Source organism: Sphingobacterium sp. LRF_L2, assembly GCF_965644235.1.
Lineage (GTDB): Bacteria > Bacteroidota > Bacteroidia > Sphingobacteriales > Sphingobacteriaceae > Sphingobacterium.
This window is the reverse complement of sequence record NZ_CBFFRI010000008.1, coordinates 55,874-75,225: the sequence shown is the minus strand read 5'-3', so window position 1 is coordinate 75,225 and position 19,352 is coordinate 55,874. Positions and strand designations below refer to the sequence as shown.

The following is a 19,352-nucleotide window of genomic DNA, read 5'->3' as shown; positions in this document are numbered from 1 at the left end:
ATGTAGGGTATCGTTAGTTGATGGTATATTTTACACCTATATTGCCCCAGCGTTTGTAGTATTTATGGTCATTTGGACGGCCGTCACCAAAATTTAAACGAACTTGTGCATTATTGATGTTGCTTAATCCCATAAAAACAGTAAAGTTTTTATTGATTTTCTGTGAAGCAGAGAAGTCCAGTTGTGCTCGCCCCTTTTCTAATAGATCATTTGCTTCTTCACTAGCTAACTCACTAATAAATGTTTCGTAGAAGTTTAAGGCTAAACGACCGGAGAATCCGTATTTTTCATAAGAAAGAGCAAAGTTTCCAACACGGGGACGCATATCCGGTAAGCTTACTTTTCGTACAGACTCCTCTCCAGGTACTTCGAATGAAGATTTGATATACGTATAGTTGGCGTAAACTCCGAATCCGTTCAAGAAACCTGGCAAGAAGGTCAACTGTTGTTGCCAAGCAATTTCGAAACCATAGACATCGGCTGCTGCGCCATTTACTGTTTGCGTAATACTGTAGCCATCGTAAGTTCCTCCAGCTTGCGTATAAACCGACTCATAAATGTAATCATCTATTCGCTTATAAAATACACCTCCAGATAGTAATCCAATAGGGTTCAGGTAATGTTCAAAAAGAAGATCAGCATTCACGGAAGTACTTTGGTCTAGATCTGGATTTCCTTTTTTCATGCGGTTTCTGCGAACTTCGATTTCTTCCCAAGGAACGAGATCGTAATAAGATGGACGAGATAAAGTACGTGTTATTGCTCCACGTAAGTTGGTTTGTTCGGTAATTTTGTATTTTACATTCAAAGAGGGGAAGAAGCCTGCGAATGAGGCTTTTGTATCTACCGGATTTGTGGCAACATAGGCTCCCTGGTCATCGAAAGAAACGATATTTCCTGTATAATTAAAACCTGTTCTTTCGTAACGAACTCCCAAAACACTTTCAATTTTACCTAAGGTAAGCTTACCCATGATATAAGCTGCTGCTAGGTTTTCACTACCTTTGTACGAATCTGGATCGGTGTTTTGGCGGATGTAAGTGTCATTTGGCTGGAACAGATCTTTATTTTGTTGGTAGTATTCTTCCATCAGGTAACCATTGGCAATCGCGCCAGAGAGGTCATATTTCCCGCCAAAATAATCAGGCCTGCTGTAGTCTGAGGTAAACTGATCCATTGTTAACGAGCCAGACTTCAATGTATATTGGTAATAATTTCTTGTATGCGCATCTTCTTTGTAACGTAAACGTCCACCAGCCTTAAGATCTAAAGCTCTTCCATTGCCCAGAGCAAAGGTTCTTTTAATGTTTCCTGATAGTTGATAATCTTGATCGTGTGCAAACTGGTGCCGGTTGTTATAACTTGTGCTGGTGTATTTTGAAGGATCGTTCGGATCGACATTGTTGAACAGAAATTGAGGAGTTGCAGGTTCGCTATTGTCTACCGTTGCGCTCAAACCAGAATATGTGAAATATCCATCGTAATAGAGTGGTTGATCGTAGCGTCCCCGTGCAAATGTTGCATCCAAATCTGCTTCATAATTGTTGAAAGCTGTTTTTCCTCCAAGTGAAAAGGTGATGATATCCCGGTTATAATCTCTCGGGGTACCGGATGAACCAATGCTAATATCTTCCGCCTGTGTCAAACTACTATATTCCCCAATATTGTAGGATTTAGTCCCACGTGTTTGCAACTCAAAATATTTGTTGTAAGACGAGCGCAAGTACAATTTGGTGGCATTATTTGGATAATAATTTAATTCCAATTGTAGCCCTGTATTTTTACGTTTTAGGTCACTGCCTTCTAGTTCTAGATTGGACATGAGGACATGTTCTTGCCCGTCAATTTCGTAAGTATCGTAATCGACCTGAACTCGATCTTCTCCACGGTAGGTTTGACTGTAGTTGACATCGGCAAGATAGCCCCAACGGTTATAACGTTTGCCAAACACGGTCCCGATGTTATAGTTTACTTTCGATAGTAACTGATTGTAACCACTTCCTAGATTAACCCGGAATTGTTCTTCGCCGGCTTTAGGCGATTTAGAAACGATGTTTACTGATCCAGCTGTGGCGTCGGCATCCATATCTGGTGTAAATGTTTTATTGACTTCTATTGCTTCTACGGTGGACGATAATATACCATTTAAATCGATCTCACGGCTGTTCGTTTGAGTAGAAGGAAGTCTAGTGCCGTTTAAAGTCACCGAGCCCATATTCTGACTCAATCCACGCATGATGACATTTCTAGGCAATCCGTAGCTGTATTCCATAGCTAAACCGGGAACACGTTGTAAAGCCTCGGCTACTGTTGCATCCGGAAAACGTTCGATTTGTTCTTGGGATAATACGTAACGTAAGTTGTCTGCAGTTTTCATGTTACTTAGCGCTAAAGCTTCGCCACGACGGATTCCGTTGATTGTTATCCCTTGGAGGTTGTTATCTTTTGCTTCGAGCAAAATGTTTACTGGTGTATTTCCTGCTGGAGGTACTGTGAATTCTAAAACTTGGTCTTGGTAACCTATATAGGATACGCGTATTTGAACTTTTCCTGGCTTCAATCCCTGCATGATAAAGTAGCCATTTGCATCCGACATGGTCTGCAATTGCGTCGATAAGTTTACGAGTGTAGAGTGGGGAAGAACCTTTCCTGAGGCAGCATCTTTAACATAACCTGTGAGCACATGGCGTTGTTCGGGCATTTTGGTTATTGTTGTCGTCTTTTTGGCGGCGGCAACAATGACAATGTTTTCTTCCACAATACGGTAGCTTAATCCATTGTCGGCTAAAAGATTTTCGAGTACCCGATGTGGGGTTATATTATTTTGTTTTGTTGTTTTTACTGACTTGTTTTGAATAAGATTCTTGTCATACGAAATTGTTACGCCTAACTGTTTTTCTAGTTTACTTAATGCACTGCCTAATGAACCTTCGCTTGAAGTCCAGGTAATTTGTTTGTCGTGAAGCAATTTGGCTGTTTGTCCATCTGCTGACGAGGCCGATAACACGCTGAGTTGGAAGACAGTCATCATGAACATGAGTCTGCTGGCAGCCTTTGTGTTTTTTTTCATACTTTTGATGTGATTAAAAATGTTTAATGAATTTGAGGTGTCGGTATTCTTTGGCGAGAGACCGACATTTCTATTTATTTAATGTTTATTTTGTTTTGTTGAACTGTTGTTGGACGGTTTGCTATTGCGCCAATTAGCTTGGCTATCTCCGTTGCTTTCATTTGTGCTTTTAATTTCATCTTATATTGTACCTGGCTATATTGGGTATTTGTATCTATTAATTCTATTCCATAGTAATCGAAAAGCACCTGTTGCAATATGCTGATATCAGCTCCATCAAGTTCTAGCGAACCATTTTCCATATTGAGGTGTACATGGTATGCTGGCTTGACCTGCGCCTCTTTCTTGGATGCTGAATATGTTAATTTTTCATTTGGTTTAAGTGTATGTTCTGTGTTTACATCTTGCAGTCTTACAACCACTTTTCCCTCTTCTAACAAAACACTATGTCGATCGGCGGGCTCTATCGCACTGATAAAAAATCGTGTCCCTAGTACTTCGGTTTCTAGATGTTTGCTATGAACAATGAATGGTTTTGTTTTGCTTTTTGCAACTTCAAAAAAGGCATTCCCGGTCAAATAAACCTCTCGCTTGTCGTTGTTATAGTTTCCTGCGAGATGTAGTGCACTGTTTTGTTGGAGCACAACCACGGAGCTATCGGGAAGGATGATTTTTTTTATCGTATTTTCACTGTAAAAAACTTGAGCATTGTCTCCGCTGGTTGAAGGGAATTGATTTATTTTACCCCATTGCCATATAGCAGCACCAGAAGTGAGGAAGACGCTGATCCATACAGCTGCTAGACGCCAGATTTTACTTCGTTGATTTTTTCGTGTGTTATACTCGTCGTAAGACTGTAAAACGCGCTGATAAAGTTTGCTGGAAAAATCCTCTTCATTCATTTCCTCTTTTGTCTTCTTCATATAGGGTAATACGAAGAAGGGGAGGGCTTATCCCGACGGTTTTTTAGATTTAATAATTAAAAAATATAGCGTTTACTTTTTTTTAACAAAGTTGGGGGAATTGAAGCTTGAAAAACTATTTTAGGAACTTTTGGAGTGCTATTTTTAGTTTTTGATTGGCTAATGAAAGTTGATTTTTTACAGTTTTTGTTGAGATAACTAATCTTTCCGCAATTTCTGTGTGGTTTAGTCCCTCTTTTGCATTTAGTAAAACTACGCGGCGCATCTGTTCTGGAAAACGCATCACTTGTTGATCAACAAATTCTTCAAATTCTCGTTTTAAGGTAAGCTCTATGCTTTTATGCTCATGCTGGCTATACCAGGTAGGAATTTCCTCTTCGAGTTCTAATTTAAGTTTGTTTTTTCTATAGTAATCAATTATGCGGTTTCGAAGGGATGCAAATAAAAAGCTTTTTATTCTTTCATCGTCCTCGAGATATTTTTCTGTTTTGAGAAAATTTAAAAAAACATCATGTAGCAGATCTTCCGCAACAGCGTGATCGTTCACTCGTTTTGAAGCGAAATGATAGAGGTCTTTCCAATGTCTTTTATAGATCGTATTGAAACGGTCAATTTTTGGGTCGGAATGGTTCATTTTCCTAGTTTAGTATGCGGTATTAATTGCGCATCACAAAACTAAATAAGGAATGTTAACTCATTGTGAAGCCAATAAGAATATTCTAATCTACTTGGTTTCACGTTCGATCGATATTTATTTGTTTCGAATAAAAGAAACAACGAATTCTATAATTCGTTGAGCATCCTCTTGTACACCAAAAACAAGACCAGATTTTTTCTTGGTTAACCAAGGTAAACCTAAGCAGTAAATGCCTTCTAAGGCTAGTTTTCCTTTTTCCTGTAAAGGAACTCCCTTTTCATTCAGCAATGCAGTAGGTAAATAGCTGAAATCCGCACCAAAACCAGTCGCCCAGACTACACTTTTAATTGATGATGAGACCATATCGATAGCCTTTCTATTACTTGCAGCAGAGAAAGAGTCGTCGGATAGATCGGCCTTATCGATAAATTCTTCATCCGACTCAGTGTGTCCCTGTCGCAAAAGATAGGTGTCTATTCCTTTTTTTAATGCTTTAGACGATTGATCGGCGAAGGCAATATTTTCTTTGTTGTTGTCCTCAAAGAAAACTATATTCTCTTTAATGTCTTTCAAACTTCCTAGTATCTCGACACCAATTATATGTAGCGATTGGTAACTCACCGTGTGCCCTAGTTCTCCCTGGCCAGAAGTCTGAGGTTGGGTCATTTGTCTTGTGGAACTTTCTTTTTGTTGATCGACACTGCAGTCCATTGCTCCCATACGATTCATCCAATCCATAATATCGCGACCCTTGTACCTTCTGGGCGCACGAGGAACCTTACTGGAGCATAGGTAGACTTTTCTCCCTGAAAGAGCTAGCTCTTCAGCAATTTGACATCCCGATTGACCAGCACCCACTACAAGGACAGCGCCTTTTGGCAATTGATTCGGATTTTTATATTCTCCAGCATGAACTTGATACAATGTGTTTGGAAAAATCTCCGCTATTTTTGGATATTGTATTTTATTCATACATCCTGAAGCAAGTACAACAGTTCTGCTGTACAGTTTTGTTTCTGTACTACCATTACGTGTTTCGACTACGAAATAGTTGTTCTCTTTTTCAACCGATAATACCTTGACACCTGTTCGAACAGGTAGATCGAACTTTTTTACATAGTTTTCCAGGTAGTCCAGAAATTCATTCGTACTCATGAAAAACATATTTTCGCCATCGAGTAAAGGTAGGCCTGGCAATGTAGTCATCCAATTGGGCGTATTCATCTTGAAGGAATCCCAACGTTGGCGAGACCAAGATGAACCGATTTCGTGTTTTTCTAAAATGATATGAGATAATGCCGCATGTTTAGCATAGTAACTTGAAGCCAATCCCGCTTGTCCAGCACCAATGATAATTAGATCGTATATTTTGTGAGGATTCATTTTTTATTTTTTTGTTCAATACAAAGATGATGGTGAGAAACAGTATACAGATAACGAAAAATGAGTTAAGAATTACGGAAAAGCGTTTAAAGTATCCGGTTGTTTTTGCGAGTTCATCCGACTAAATTGCTGGATATGATCTACTACTTTTCTAGTGATACTTTTTTTAGGTGTAAACATTCCATATATTTACGTTTTTAACGATAAGGTGTTGCACGTTTTTGAGGAAAAATCAGATGAAGATCTTATTCGCCTGTTACAAATAGGCGATCGCAAAGCCTTTTCCGTGCTTTATGATAGATATTGGCTTGATCTTGTAAAAAAGGCAGTTTTTAAACTCGGAAATCAGGATGATGCAGAGGAAGTGGTCCAAAATGTATTTGTCAATATTTGGAAATGGCGTCAATCTATTCATCTTAAAGGATATTTTAAGCCGTATCTTTATAGAATTTTAAAAAATGAAGTTTTTAGATTTATTGCTGATCGATTAAAAGAAAAAAATCATATTCAGTTAGATGAAATATCCGGATTAGATGCTCCAAGCGATATAAGCCAGATGAAACAATTGGAATTTAAGGAACTGCAAGATCAAATTGATTTCCATATTCAGGGATTGCCTGAAAAATGTCGATTAATTTTTCAGATGAGTCGGGAAGATGGTTTAACGGCAAAGCAAATTGCCAATGAACTCCAGATCTCGCCAAGAACAGTGGAGACCCAACTCAGTAAAGCTGTTCGAAAATTAAAGGACGCCATCCAAAGACTTAATATATTGTTGTTTTTATAACTAAAATTCTCTTTGATTGCATATTTTTTAGAGATGCTGTGAAAAAAATAAAAATATTTTTTTTTGGCGTACGTAGTATCCTTGTTTTTTTACTCTTATTATATAGACGATCATATTAAATGAATAATATACCTGAGAATATAAAATTTTTGATCCTCAAGCGGAAGGAAAACACGATCACGGTTGACGAGCAACAAGTGCTCGATAACTGGTATGATGAAGAACTTCCCGATCAATTGTCATGGTATGGAGAAAGCGAGGATGAGCTAAAAGATCGTCTATTTTCTCGTATAGAGATGCAATTAGAACCGGTTGAAGCCGTTGTGCCGATGTATTTGCCATACCGGAGAATGATGGTAGCGATTTCTGCTGCTGCAGCGCTATTTTTGTTGTATTTCCTATCAACGCATTATTTCTCGGATGATTTTCAATCGACGACGGAAATGTTTACTGCTAAGAGTTCAGGTAAGAATGTGACGAAGGTTATATTATCTGATCAGACTATTGTTTGGTTAAAAGGAGATAGTAAGATCAGCTATCCCGAATCTTTTACCGGTCATACACGGGAAGTTCAACTGGATGGAGAGGCATTATTTGAAGTTGCTAAGGATAAAACACGACCATTTATTGTACATGCAGGCGATTATAAAATGAAGGTACTCGGTACTAGCTTCAATTTGAAAGTAAGTAAAGCGGATGGGCAATTGGATCTCGCTGTATTAACAGGGATCGTTGAGGTTTCCAAAAAAGAAATGGGTTTAGGAACGAGAAGTGCGAAAGTATTAGTGGAAGCGAATGAAAGTTTACGCACATCTAAGGAAAGTCCTGTAAAGGAGGAACTCAAACTTCCAGTCACAGCGGTAATCAATCTGACAGATGGTACAGAATATGATATGAATTTCGTTTCGACACCTGTAGAGGAGATTATGAAGCGTTTTGAGAAAAAATTTAACGTGGAGTTCTCAGGCTATACAGGGGAATATAAATCTTGCAAAGTAACCGCAGACTTAACCGATCAGTCGCTTGAGACCTCGTTAAAGTTGCTAAGTTTGAGTATTAATGCAAACTTTCAGATCGACGATACAACTATTAAATTAACAGGAGGAGGCTGTTTTTGATGTATTAAGGATATAACTAACTAACACCAATAAAAAATGAACAAATAAAGATAGACATAAGAAAGCGGAGATGCTCGCAACACCTCCGCAAAGATCTTGGTCTAATTAATTTACTCAATCAAATTAACCACTCAAATGTATAAAAAAAATTTGACATGGAGGAGCTATGTTTCTTCAAAAGAAGACATAAAAAGTAGACGTAGCAAGTCTTCCATTTCGTTCACCCGGAGCAATCGCCTCCTTATGATTTTCTTTTACTTTTTACTTATTCCGTTTGCTTACGGACAGGCACTGAAAGAACAGGTAAACGTAAAACTTAACAATACGTCACTTGAAAAAGCATTAAAAATTCTTGAAACCAAATCCGCTGTAAGATTTGTGTTTAATGATAGCCATACGAAGTCAACATCTCGTTTAAATGGTACATTTAGCGGATCATTAGAGTCTGTGGTTTCCCAAATTTTGGCACCTTTCCAACTAGAATATAGTTTTATTGATAATCAATATTTTGTGTTAAAGCATAAAGGGACGACAAGTAATACCCGCTCGATTACGACAGTTGCGATACCTGTTAACCAGAATGGATTTGTACAATCGGGAATCGTTACAGACGAAAAAGGTAATGGGCTTGCTGGTGTAACTGTTACTGTGCGTAATGCGAGTAACATAGTACAAACGGATGAGCAAGGTTTTTTTAACATTGGTATCATAGACGATCGTTATGTGTTGGAATTTCACTACTTAGGTTATAAAACCGTAACACAGAAAAGTCAGCGTAACGGAAATTTACGCATTCTATTGGAAGAAGATCCCTCCAATTTGGACGAGGTAATGATTATAGGTTACGGTACCACAACGAAAAGATTCACTACGGGGTCTTCTGCTGGTGTCTCTGCAAAAGATATTCAAAATACACCTACTACGAATGTCGCGAATGCACTTCAAGGGAGAGTAGCTGGGGTATATGTTAATCAGGCGAATGGTCTGCCCGGAAGTCCAATGTCTATCAGCATTCGAGGGAATAATTCTATGGTTCCTTTAGGAACAACGATCAATAGAAACGCTCCTTTGTTCATTGTAGACGGCGTTCCTTTTTCATCTGATGCAATAGCTTCTTCAGTAGGTACAGGATTAGTGGGAGCCAATGGCGCTGCGAGCCCTTTAAATCTTATCAACCCGATGGATATTGAAAGTATAGATGTGCTAAAAGATGCAGACGCAACAGCAATATATGGTTCTCGGGCGGCAAATGGAGTCGTGTTGATTACAACAAAGAAAGGAAAAGTCGGAAAGACGCAGTTTGACGCTCTATTCCGTACAGGAGCAGCCAAGGTGGCAAATTTCGTAAAGACATTAAATACTGAACAGTATTTGGCTATGCGTAGAAGAGCATTTGATAACGCTATAGCACTTAGAGCTACGAATACTCCAGAGAATCTAAATGCTTTTGATTTAACTAAATGGGATCAGACTGCTTACACAGACTTTCAAAAACTATTGATCGGAAACACGGCTAAGACGACGGATGCCAATCTTGCTCTTGGCGGAGGTGACCAAAGAACCAATTTTAGGTTGAGTGGAACTTATCATAAAGAAGGGAACGTCTTCGTTGGCGATCAGGGATACGACCGTACCGCTTTAAATTTCAATTTGCAACACAAGACCTTAAACGAACGTTTTACAATAGGGTTTTCAGCGATATATACAGCTGATAAAAATAATGTATCCGTTTTAGATCAAACAGCAATAGCATACAATCTCCCTCCGAATTATCCTTTATACAACAGTGATGGCAGCTTATATTGGAGTGGATTGACTTTCGGTGTTCCTAATAATCCTTTAGGACAGTTAAATCAAACTGTAGAGAACAAGGGGTCGAATCTGATTGGTAATTTGAATCTTGATTATAGAATTTGGAAAGGACTATCTTTTAAAACTAATCTAGGTTACGGAAGAGCCGATGCTGATCAAAAGCGTTTGGTTCCTCGTTCTTCAATGGATCCAAGTTTAAGTTCAAGTGTTTCAAATTCCCAGTTTGCTTTTATCTCGAACAATAATTATACGATTGAACCTCAAATTAACTACAACACCGATTTGGGCAAAGGCAAGTTAAGCACTATGGTTGGAGGTACATGGCAACATACGCTTTCAAAGCAACCTTTTTATACTAGTGCTAGGGATTTTCCATCTGATGATTTCTTAGAAAACATTGCATCGGCCGCAACCGTTTCTAATTCGAGAAATTCAAGCGAGTATAAATATGCCTCTTTGTTTGCTCGTGCTAATTATAATTTTTCAGGCAAATATATTGCAAATGTAAATTTTAGAAGAGATGGCTCCTCGCGTTTTGCAAAAAATAAACGATACGGAAATTTTGGTTCATTCGGTGGTGCATGGATTATATCTGAAGAATCGTTTTTTAAATATATTCCAGTAGTTAGCTTCGCTAAACTTCGCTCAAGTTATGGATGGGTTGGTAATGATAAAATAGGTGATTATCAGTATTTTGATTCTTACCAATCTGTTTCTTACTTATATAATGGTATAGCAGGGATGGTTCCAACGAGACTTGCGAACAGTAATTTCCAATGGGAGACTACGCGGAAATTTGAAGTAGCATTCGATTTATCAATTTTGAAAGATCGTTTGTCTTTGTCTGCTGCATTTTATAAAAATCTTTCGGGGAATCAACTTATAAATTATAGTTTAAGTCCTCAAGCTGGATTTTCAAGTTTTCAGTCAAACTTCCCTGCCATAGTAGAGAATAAGGGTTGGGAATTTACAGCAAGTTCCCAAAATATTACAAAATCTGATTTCCGTTGGACAACAGATTTTAATATTTCCTTCAATAGAAATCGTCTGGCTGAATTTCCTAATATCGATAAAACGTCGTACTACACACAGTATATTGTTGGTAATCCATTGTCGGGTTACTATACTTATGATTATCTCGGTTTCGATCCCGATACTGGACTTCCTTCCTTTGCAGATTTAAACGGAGACGGCAGAATCAGTTCTGGATTATTTGAAATTGATAGAGGTGATAGATCCTATAAAGGAACAAACTTACCTAAGTTCTACGGTGGATTATCAAACACGTTATCGTATAAAAACTTGACGCTTGATTTTCTTTTTCAATTTGTTAAGCAAAAAGGTAGATCGATTTTAGCAAGTTCCTATTATAATCCCGGTTATGACATGACGAATTATGCGGCAGAGCCTATAATGGAGTATTTAAATCAAGGCTTAGAGAGCCAACCACAAGCGTTGGCCGTGTTTGGCGATGCTTATACTGCTTTTTCCAATTATGTCGCATCTGATGCTACTTTGGTGGATGCTTCTTTTATTCGATTAAAGAATGTAAGTCTGTCTTATGATGTACGTGGTCAATTTATAGAACGCCTAAAACTTAAGAATCTGCGTTTACAAATCCAAGGACACAACCTATTTACCATAACCGATTATCTTGGATTTGATCCAGAATCACAGGGCTTGTCTTTACCTCCACTTCGTACTATCGTAGGTTCTGTACAATTAACATTTTAAAGACATTAAGCATGAAATTCAACATACAACAAATAGTACCCATTTTATTGCTAGCAGGGAGTTTGTCTAGCTGTGAAAGCCTTTTGAAAATCGATAACCCTCTGAATGAACGTCCTTCTGCTGTGGTTTTTAGTTCGCCCGAAGCAGCAAAAATGGCATTGTCAGGAGCCTATAGTCAACTAAGTTCCAACAGCACATTTGCGTTCACGTTGACCAGTTTTAACGGTATGGCCGCAGATGAAGTACGGTATAATTCTGCTGCACAATTCGGGGATGTAATGAGCAATACATATGACCCGGTTACTACGACTGCACTACCCACTATCTGGACAGATATCTATGCGAGTATTTATCGCTTTAACAGTGTTTTGTCTGGTGTACAGGATAATTCGGCATTATCGATAACGCTAGCACAGCAGATGCGAGGGGAAGCACTAACCATGCGGGCTTACTGCTATTTTCATCTTATCAATATGTTCGGTGAGGTTCCATTGGTATTGATTACCGACGCCAATATTACAGGACTTCAATCTAGAACACCTGTTTCAGATATTTATGCACAGCTTGTGTCAGATCTAGAAGAGGCTAAAACGTTAGTTGCCGAGGAATATAGTGGCACAAATCGTATGCAGGTTAATCGTGCATCGGTACAAGCATTACTAGCTAGAATATACTTGCATATAGGTAATTATACGCAAGCTGCTGCCAATGCAGATGCTGTAATTGCGCAAACAAATAGGTATTCTTTAGTCCCAAAGGAGCAGCTCAAGAACGTTTTCTTACGAAATTCCACCGAGGCAATTTTACAATTGGGGCCAGCATTAAATGCGAACAATGGCTATACGACAGAGGGATCTAGCTTTATTCCTTATTATGAAACAAGTATTCCAAATTATGTTCTGACTGCTTCTCAATTAGCTTCATTTGAGACGGGAGATACCCGTAGGGAAGTCTGGGTCGCTGAACGGACCGTAAATAGTGTTTTATATCAAATACCCTTTAAGTTTCAAAATAAAGATCAAGCAACAGCTACAGCCTCCGGCCGAGTGGAAGTTCCTATGATATTACGCTTAGCTGAGCAATATCTAATAAGAGCTGAGGCTCGTTTCCGCACAAACAATGTAGAAGGGGCACGCGAAGATGTGAATATTATTCGACGTCGGGCTGGATTGGATGATGTACCAACGGGAACAGATATTGCGGCTGCAATTCTAAAAGAACGTCAAACAGAATTATTCTGCGAGCAGGGGAACCGGTGGTATACTATTAAAAGAACTGGGGTTGCTGATGCAGTTATGTCAGTGTTACGACCGTCTACCTGGCAAGCATTTGCAAAGCTTTATCCTATACCACAAAGCGCTCGTGATACGAATCCAAATCTAACGCAGAACGAGGGTTACAGATAAGCATTAGATATTATTCATAAAAAGATATGGGGAAGTGCTAAGCCATTTCCCCATGGATTAATAACTTATTAAATGGAAAATACAATTGTAAAGATATCCCATCTATGGCATCGCTATGGATCGTCATGGGCAATACAGGATATCGATTTTGAAATTAAAGAATACGGCGTACTAGGGCTCTTAGGATCCAACGGAGCCGGTAAATCGACGACAATGAACATTATGTGTGGTGTCTTGAATCAGGTGAAAGGGGACGTAAATATCGGAGGCTATGATATGCGTAAAAATCCTATAGAAGCGAAAAAACTAATCGGTTTCCTTCCCCAAAATGCACCACTTTATCTGGATCTTACGGTACATGAGTATTTGACCCAATGTGCACATTTACGCTTGATTCCAAAAAAAGAAATTGAGCAATCTGTTGATAAAGCGATGGCAAAATGTGGCGTTTCTCATTTTCGCAATCGATTAATTTCAAACTTATCAGGAGGCTATAAACAACGTGTGGGGATTGCACAGGCAATTATCCACGAACCTAAATTGGTTGTATTGGATGAACCCACAAATGGATTGGATCCCAATCAGATTTTAGAAGTAAGGAAATTGATCAAGGAAATTGGCGAAGAAAAGTCTGTTATTTTTTCATCGCATATTCTCTCCGAAGTACAGGCAACCTGCGAACATGTCAAAATGATTGAAAACGGTCTTATGGTATTTGAAGATAGCATGGATGCTTTCAATAACTACATTGAGCCTGATAGTCTATTGATGACTATGGTCAACCCGCCACTACCTGAAGTCCTAAAATTGATTCCCGGTGTAAACGAGGTCGAAGTTCTTTCAGCTAAACAGTTTCGCATTCGTTTCACAGATGCAACCAACATCAGTGAAAAATTAATTGAAGCCAGTGTAGATGCTGGTTGGAGATTGAGAGAGCTCACCTTAGAGAAAAGTTCGCTGGATCAGATTTTTGCGCAATTATCTAATAAAACGCCTAACAAAAATTCATGAAAACTACCTTACGTATAGCCAAGATAGAGTTAAGTCAACTATTTTATTCACCAGTCGCTTGGATTGTTCTTATCGTCCTTATTGTTCAATCGGGATGGCAATATCATGCCACTTTAGAGCGAATTTACCAAGCACAGGAAATGGGACAAGGGATGGCAGGAGCTACCAGCCGTATATTCTCGGGATTTAGGTCCTTATTTCCACAAATGCAGGAGTACCTGTATTTATATATTCCGCTATTAACAATGGGCTTAATCAGTCGCGAAACCAATAGTGGATCTATTAAACTTTTATATTCTTCTCCAATAAAAGTCAGCGAAATTATTTTAGGAAAATATTTCGCCATGATGGCCTATTGTTTCATTCTTATATCTGTGCTTTTGGGATTGGGGCTATTAACACTCTTTACGGTTAAAGATGCAGAGTTTACCTTAATTCTATCTGGTATAATAGGATTGTACCTTTTAATCTGTGCCTATGCAGCTATTGGCTTATTCATGTCAAGTTTGACTACCTATCAAGTGGTCGCGGCAATAAGCACATTGGTGGTTTTGGCCGCTTTAAATTTTATAGGTGGACTGTGGCAGGATATCGAATTTGTAAGGGATATCACTTATTTTCTGTCCATTTCAGGGCGCGTAGAAGAATCTATCAATGGACTGCTGACCAGTAGTGATATATTGTATTTCTTTATTGTGATCGTTCTTTTCTTGGGTCTCACTTTTTTGAAATTGCAATTTGAGCGACAAACATTAACAGCCTTCAATAAGGCAGCCCGTTATGTGACTTTCATCGCTATTATGTTGCTTGTAGGCTATTTTAGTTCGTTACCACAATTTATAGGCTATAAAGATATGACTGCTAATAACAGCCGTACCCTCACAGAAAGCAGTCAAAAGATAATTAAACAATTTGAAGAGCCAGTACATATCACGACCTATGTCAATTTGTTGGATGAAAATTATTTTTCAGGCTTACCATCAAGTCACAACAGTGATAAGAAACATTTTGACATGTATTTCCGTTATATGCCGTATTTGAAAATGGATTATGTATACTATTGGGATCATAGTGTAAACGAGCGATTATATAAAGAAAATCCGGGATTAAATGATGAGCAGATAGCGCAGAAAATGGCTAAAATTAATAAGCTGCCTTTCTCGATGTTTCTAACGCCGACCGAAATTCAAAAACGTATCGATCTAAAGCCTGAAAGAAATCGTTTTGTAAGGACACTAACATACAAAGATAAAACTGTGAATCTTCGAGTCTACGATGATCTTTTTAGACACCCCAACGAAAAAGAAATGTCTGCCGCATTTAAGCGATTGCTGGTTGAATCACCACGAGTAGGATTTGTGACTGGACATAATGAGCGTAGTATTCAGCGCACAGGAGATCGGGATTACCAAGTCGCAACGACGGAAATAGCCTTTCGATATGCATTAGTCAATCAAGGTTTTGATGTTGAAAGTGTAGATCTTCATAAACAAGCTGTAGATGAAAATATTGATATTTTGATCATTGCCGATCCGATGTCAGCCTTCGAAGAAAATGAATTACGTAGTTTAAAAGATTATATCGCCAGCGGTAAAAATCTAATGGTTCTGGCCGAACCAGAAAATAAAGCGAATGTCGGCCCTATTTTACAATTGTTGAAAGTGCAATTTGAAGATGGATTGCTTGTGCAGCAAAGTACAAATTACGAGCAAAATTTTGTATTGGCGAACGTATCAAAGAGCAACTGGTTAGCTACTGTTGGAGAAAGCAACTTCCTAAAAGGAGATAGTGTTTTCGTATCGATGCCATCTGCAGGTGCACTATCGATTTTGCAGGATTCGCCTTTTAAGGCTAAACCGTTGCTTGTTACTCAGGCTGCTAATACATGGAAACAAAGTGATTTGACGATCGATCGAACGAAAGAACTTGTCGACGTAAGAGAAAACGAAGACAAGAAATCCTTTCCTTTAGCTTTGGCCTTAACGCGGAAGGTAAATGAAAAAGAACAACGGATCATCGTGGCCGCTGATGCCGATTTTATGAATAACGCCGAGTTAGTGCGCCAATCACCTCGTACGGCAAATTTTTCGGTTATGACAGATTTATTTCGCTGGTTTAGTCACAACGAGTTTCCTATAGACACCAATCGACCAGAGTCCATTGATACTGGAAACGTGACTGCTACGGAGTTGAATTACATCAAATGGGGTTGGTTATTGGTATTACCACTAACCATTGCGGGGGCGGTTATCACTTTATTAGTAAGAAGAAAAAGAAGATAATATGAAATATTCATGTTAGACAAAACACAAACACACATGATTACGAAGTAGCATGAGTGCCAGTGAAAACAAAAGTAACACGAATAATATTCCATATGGTCATTAAAGAACAAACCGAGTGAAACGAGCTCATTTATTCCATAGGAATCTAGTACTTATAAATAATAATTAACACATGAAATTCAAATTTTTAGTCGCAGGAATCCTTCTGGGATTAGCCCAGATGGGTACCGGCACTGCACAGCAGCTTGAACTAGATGCATCTGTCCGGATGGGCGAGTTGCCCAATGGTTTTCGCTATTTTATCAAAGAAAACAAGTCCCCAGAAAATCGTGCTGTACTTTATTTAGCGAACAAAGTGGGGTCTATATTGGAAGAGGAGAGTGAACGTGGTTTGGCGCATTTTATTGAGCATATGAATTTCAAAGGCACCACGCATTTTCCGAAAAATGAATTAATAGATTATTTGGAAAAGGCAGGTGTAAAATTTGGAGCTGACCTTAATGCCTACACTTCTTTTGATGAGACAGTCTACCAACTTCCTATCCCCACCGATGATCCGGTTCTTTGGAAAAACGGGCTGCAAATCATGCGCGATTGGGCTGCTGAAGCCTTATTGGATAAAGCGGAATTCGAAAAAGAACGTGGGGTTATTTTAGAAGAAAAAAGACTACAGCAAAATGCAGCTGGACGTTTGCGTGAACAATATATGTCCGGTTTATATAACGGATCCCGCTATGCAGATCGTTTACCGATCGGACTAGAGCAGGTTATTGCACATGCAGACATACAAGTGCTTCGCGATTTCTATAAGAAATGGTATCGCCCCGATCTGCAGGCTTTAATTATTGTTGGCGATATTCAAGTAGAAGAAGTAGAACGTCAGGTAGAGACTATTTTTGGTGACTTGAAAAAAGCCAATGATGCACCAGCTCGTCTTTCGTACGAAATTCCTTTGCTTGATTCTGTTCGGTTTATTCAAGCAAAGGACAAAGAGTTGTCGCAATATCAGATAGAGTATTTGATAAAGCGGCGAAAGAATCCTCTTATCAACGAAGAACAGTTTAGAGACGAACTGGTTCAGCAATTGTTCAACAACTTAATTGCAGGGCGTTTACAGGAAATTTCTCGGAAAAGCAGTACTCCTTATATCGGTATGCAAGTTTCTTCTGGTGGCTTCTTAGCCGATTTGGAGATGCTTAATGTACGTATTGCTCTGTCACCTGAAAGATGGGAAACTGGTTTTAAGGCTGCTTGGACTGAACTACAGCGCATACAGCGTTTCGGATTCACTACAGAAGAATTGACGGATGTTATTGCACGGTTTAATTCCCGGTTAGATATGCAGTTGAAAGAAAAAGACAAAATAACTTCCCTAAATCTTGTTGAAGATTATCTTCAATATTTTCTGCATGGAGATCACTTTTTGACTGTAAATGATAAGATCGCTTTGACTCGCAAGTTCCTTGACTCCATCACACTTGGTGAGATTCAAAAATACCTCAATGACTTTCTGAAAGAAAAAGATCAGATTTTTCTTGTCACTGGAGCAGACAAAGAGGGACAAAAATTACCTAGTCGTACCGAAGTTTTTAGCTGGGTAGATGCTGTCACAAAAGAAAATATTGCACCTTATGTACAAGATAGAAAAGATGTTTCTCTTTTTGAAACTTTACCCGTAGGAGGTAAGGTGTTAAGCGAAAGCACGATTGCGAAGTTTGGTATTACCAAATGGACACTAAGTAATGGTGTACAAGTATATGCTAAGCCAACTACCAACAAAAATGATGAAATTCTTTTTACGGCATTTAGTCCCGGAGGAAGCTCTCTTTATGCGGATTCGGACTATTACTCAGTAATGAATGCTCCTGCATTTATTGTCAACAGTGGAATAGGAATGCTGAACGCAAATCAGCTTAGCCAGTTTCTCAACGCAAAAGGCGTACAAGTTATGCCTTACATTGGCGAGCGCGAAGAAGGAATTAGTGGTGCAAGTATAAGTAAGGATTTAGAAAGTGGATTGGGGCTATTGCATCTTTATATGACCAATTCGAGGATGGATACAGCGCGTTTTGAAGTGATTATGGATCGCTCGAAAACAGCAATGCGAAACCGTGTTGATGATCCCAAACGCGCATTTGCGGATACCGTTGGGAACGTACTTGGAGGCTACCATTTCCGTAGACAACCTAGTTCTATGCAGACCTTGGATCTGATTAATAGAGATCGAATCAAAACAGTTTTTCAAGAGCGATTTTCCAATGCAGCAGATTTTACATTTATTTTTGTCGGAAGTTTTGATTTGGACTCTTTGCAACTGTTGACGGAACGCTATTTAGGCTCGCTTCCTGCAAGTTCGACAAGAGAGCAGGCAAAGGACTTGAAAATTCGTGTGCCTAAAGGAAAAATTCGTAAGGATCTAATCCAGGGGGAAGGCGACAAAGGGACTGTACAATTGGTTTACAGTGCTGAATATACATATAACGACAAGAACAATATTTCTTTAGATGCACTTAAAACCGCGGTAACCTTCCGTCTGACAGAAAGATTACGGAAGCAAGAAGGGGGTGTTTATTCTCCTTCTGTACAAATTACGAAGGCCAAGCAGCCGTTAGGATTTTACGCCTTGGTTATTTCGTTCGATTGTGATCCAGCTAGAGAAGAGGATCTTATTGCGGCGGTTAGAGAAGAGCTTTCGAAACTGCGTAAGGAGGGATTGACAACAGACGAGCTAAGTAAATTTGTTGCTGAAGAGCAACGGGATTACGAATTGCAAGCAAAATCTAATCAGTTTCTACTAAGCTATCTTAAAGGGCAATTGGATAAAAACGAGCCTTTAGATTCGTTTGCTTTCTACCAGGAAACGTTGAGGAATTTAAAATTGACTGATGTTAACAAGAAACTTTCAAAATTCTTGAATCTAGACAATGAAATTATAGTGACACTTCGTCCACAAAAATAATGAGATAAAAATCTATATACCAACCCATGGTATTTTGTTTAGTTAGTAGTGAAGGCTGCTCCGCTCGGAGCAGCCTTTTTTAGTTAGTATAGCTTGTGGTGCTTGTTGTTTTTTTAATCTAGTTTGAATTTTTACGCAATTATTTATGCTTGTTTTCTGTGTGATATTTAATATTATTCTTATAAATAGTTCGAATTTATGTTTTTTTGTATATCGTAAACGATTGT

At 38.8% G+C, this 19,352-nt stretch carries 11 protein-coding genes; 7 read left to right on the top strand and 4 right to left on the bottom strand.

What is annotated here, in order from left to right; translation table 11 throughout:
* Nucleotides 1-13: 13 nt before the first annotated feature.
* The 4 genes from ACSZOX_RS16490 to ACSZOX_RS16475 all read right to left on the bottom strand — a co-directional run bounded on the left by ACSZOX_RS16490 (nt 14) and on the right by ACSZOX_RS16475 (nt 6,013).
* Entirely contained in the window at nt 14-3,070 is a 3,057-nt protein-coding gene (locus ACSZOX_RS16490; protein WP_437921235.1) for a TonB-dependent receptor, read from the bottom strand.
* 74 nt (nt 3,071-3,144) lie between these two features.
* Nucleotides 3,145-3,993: a FecR family protein gene (locus ACSZOX_RS16485; protein ID WP_437921233.1), complete on the bottom strand. Its 849-nt coding sequence runs from the start codon at nt 3,991-3,993 to the stop codon at nt 3,145-3,147.
* Between the two features lie 115 nt (nt 3,994-4,108).
* Nucleotides 4,109-4,627, bottom strand: coding sequence for an RNA polymerase sigma factor (locus ACSZOX_RS16480; RefSeq protein ID WP_437921232.1), 519 nt, complete (start codon nt 4,625-4,627; stop codon nt 4,109-4,111).
* Nucleotides 4,628-4,744: 117 nt separating this feature from the next.
* Nucleotides 4,745-6,013, bottom strand: coding sequence for an NAD(P)-binding domain-containing protein (locus ACSZOX_RS16475; protein ID WP_437921231.1), 1,269 nt, complete (start codon nt 6,011-6,013; stop codon nt 4,745-4,747).
* 154 nt (nt 6,014-6,167) lie between these two features.
* On the opposite strand from ACSZOX_RS16475, the gene ACSZOX_RS16470 reads away from it, so the two are divergent.
* The 7 genes from ACSZOX_RS16470 to ACSZOX_RS16440 all read left to right on the top strand — a co-directional run bounded on the left by ACSZOX_RS16470 (nt 6,168) and on the right by ACSZOX_RS16440 (nt 19,125).
* On the top strand, nt 6,168-6,800 hold the full coding sequence (locus ACSZOX_RS16470; RefSeq protein WP_437921230.1) for an RNA polymerase sigma factor: 633 nt from the start codon (nt 6,168-6,170) through the stop codon (nt 6,798-6,800).
* Nucleotides 6,801-6,919: 119 nt separating this feature from the next.
* Nucleotides 6,920-7,918, top strand: coding sequence for a FecR family protein (locus ACSZOX_RS16465; RefSeq protein ID WP_437921229.1), 999 nt, complete (start codon nt 6,920-6,922; stop codon nt 7,916-7,918).
* Nucleotides 7,919-8,161: 243 nt separating this feature from the next.
* Nucleotides 8,162-11,464 (top strand): SusC/RagA family TonB-linked outer membrane protein, encoded by a 3,303-nt coding sequence (locus ACSZOX_RS16460; RefSeq protein WP_437921228.1) that lies wholly within the window; start codon nt 8,162-8,164, stop codon nt 11,462-11,464.
* Nucleotides 11,465-11,475: 11 nt separating this feature from the next.
* The gene (locus ACSZOX_RS16455) at nt 11,476-12,870 is read left to right on the top strand and encodes a RagB/SusD family nutrient uptake outer membrane protein (RefSeq protein ID WP_437921227.1); all 1,395 of its coding nucleotides are present in this window, start codon (nt 11,476-11,478) and stop codon (nt 12,868-12,870) included.
* Between the two features lie 72 nt (nt 12,871-12,942).
* Nucleotides 12,943-13,881 (top strand): ABC transporter ATP-binding protein, encoded by a 939-nt coding sequence (locus ACSZOX_RS16450; RefSeq protein ID WP_437921226.1) that lies wholly within the window; start codon nt 12,943-12,945, stop codon nt 13,879-13,881.
* The gene (locus ACSZOX_RS16445; RefSeq protein ID WP_437921225.1) at nt 13,878-16,163 is read left to right on the top strand and encodes a Gldg family protein; all 2,286 of its coding nucleotides are present in this window, start codon (nt 13,878-13,880) and stop codon (nt 16,161-16,163) included. Before ACSZOX_RS16450 ends, ACSZOX_RS16445 begins: the two co-directional genes overlap by 4 nt.
* Nucleotides 16,164-16,338: 175 nt before the next feature.
* Nucleotides 16,339-19,125 carry a M16 family metallopeptidase gene (locus ACSZOX_RS16440; protein WP_437921224.1) on the top strand — a complete coding sequence of 929 codons (2,787 nt, stop codon included), beginning with the start codon at nt 16,339-16,341 and terminating at the stop codon, nt 19,123-19,125.
* The last annotated feature ends 227 nt before the right edge of the window (nt 19,126-19,352 follow it).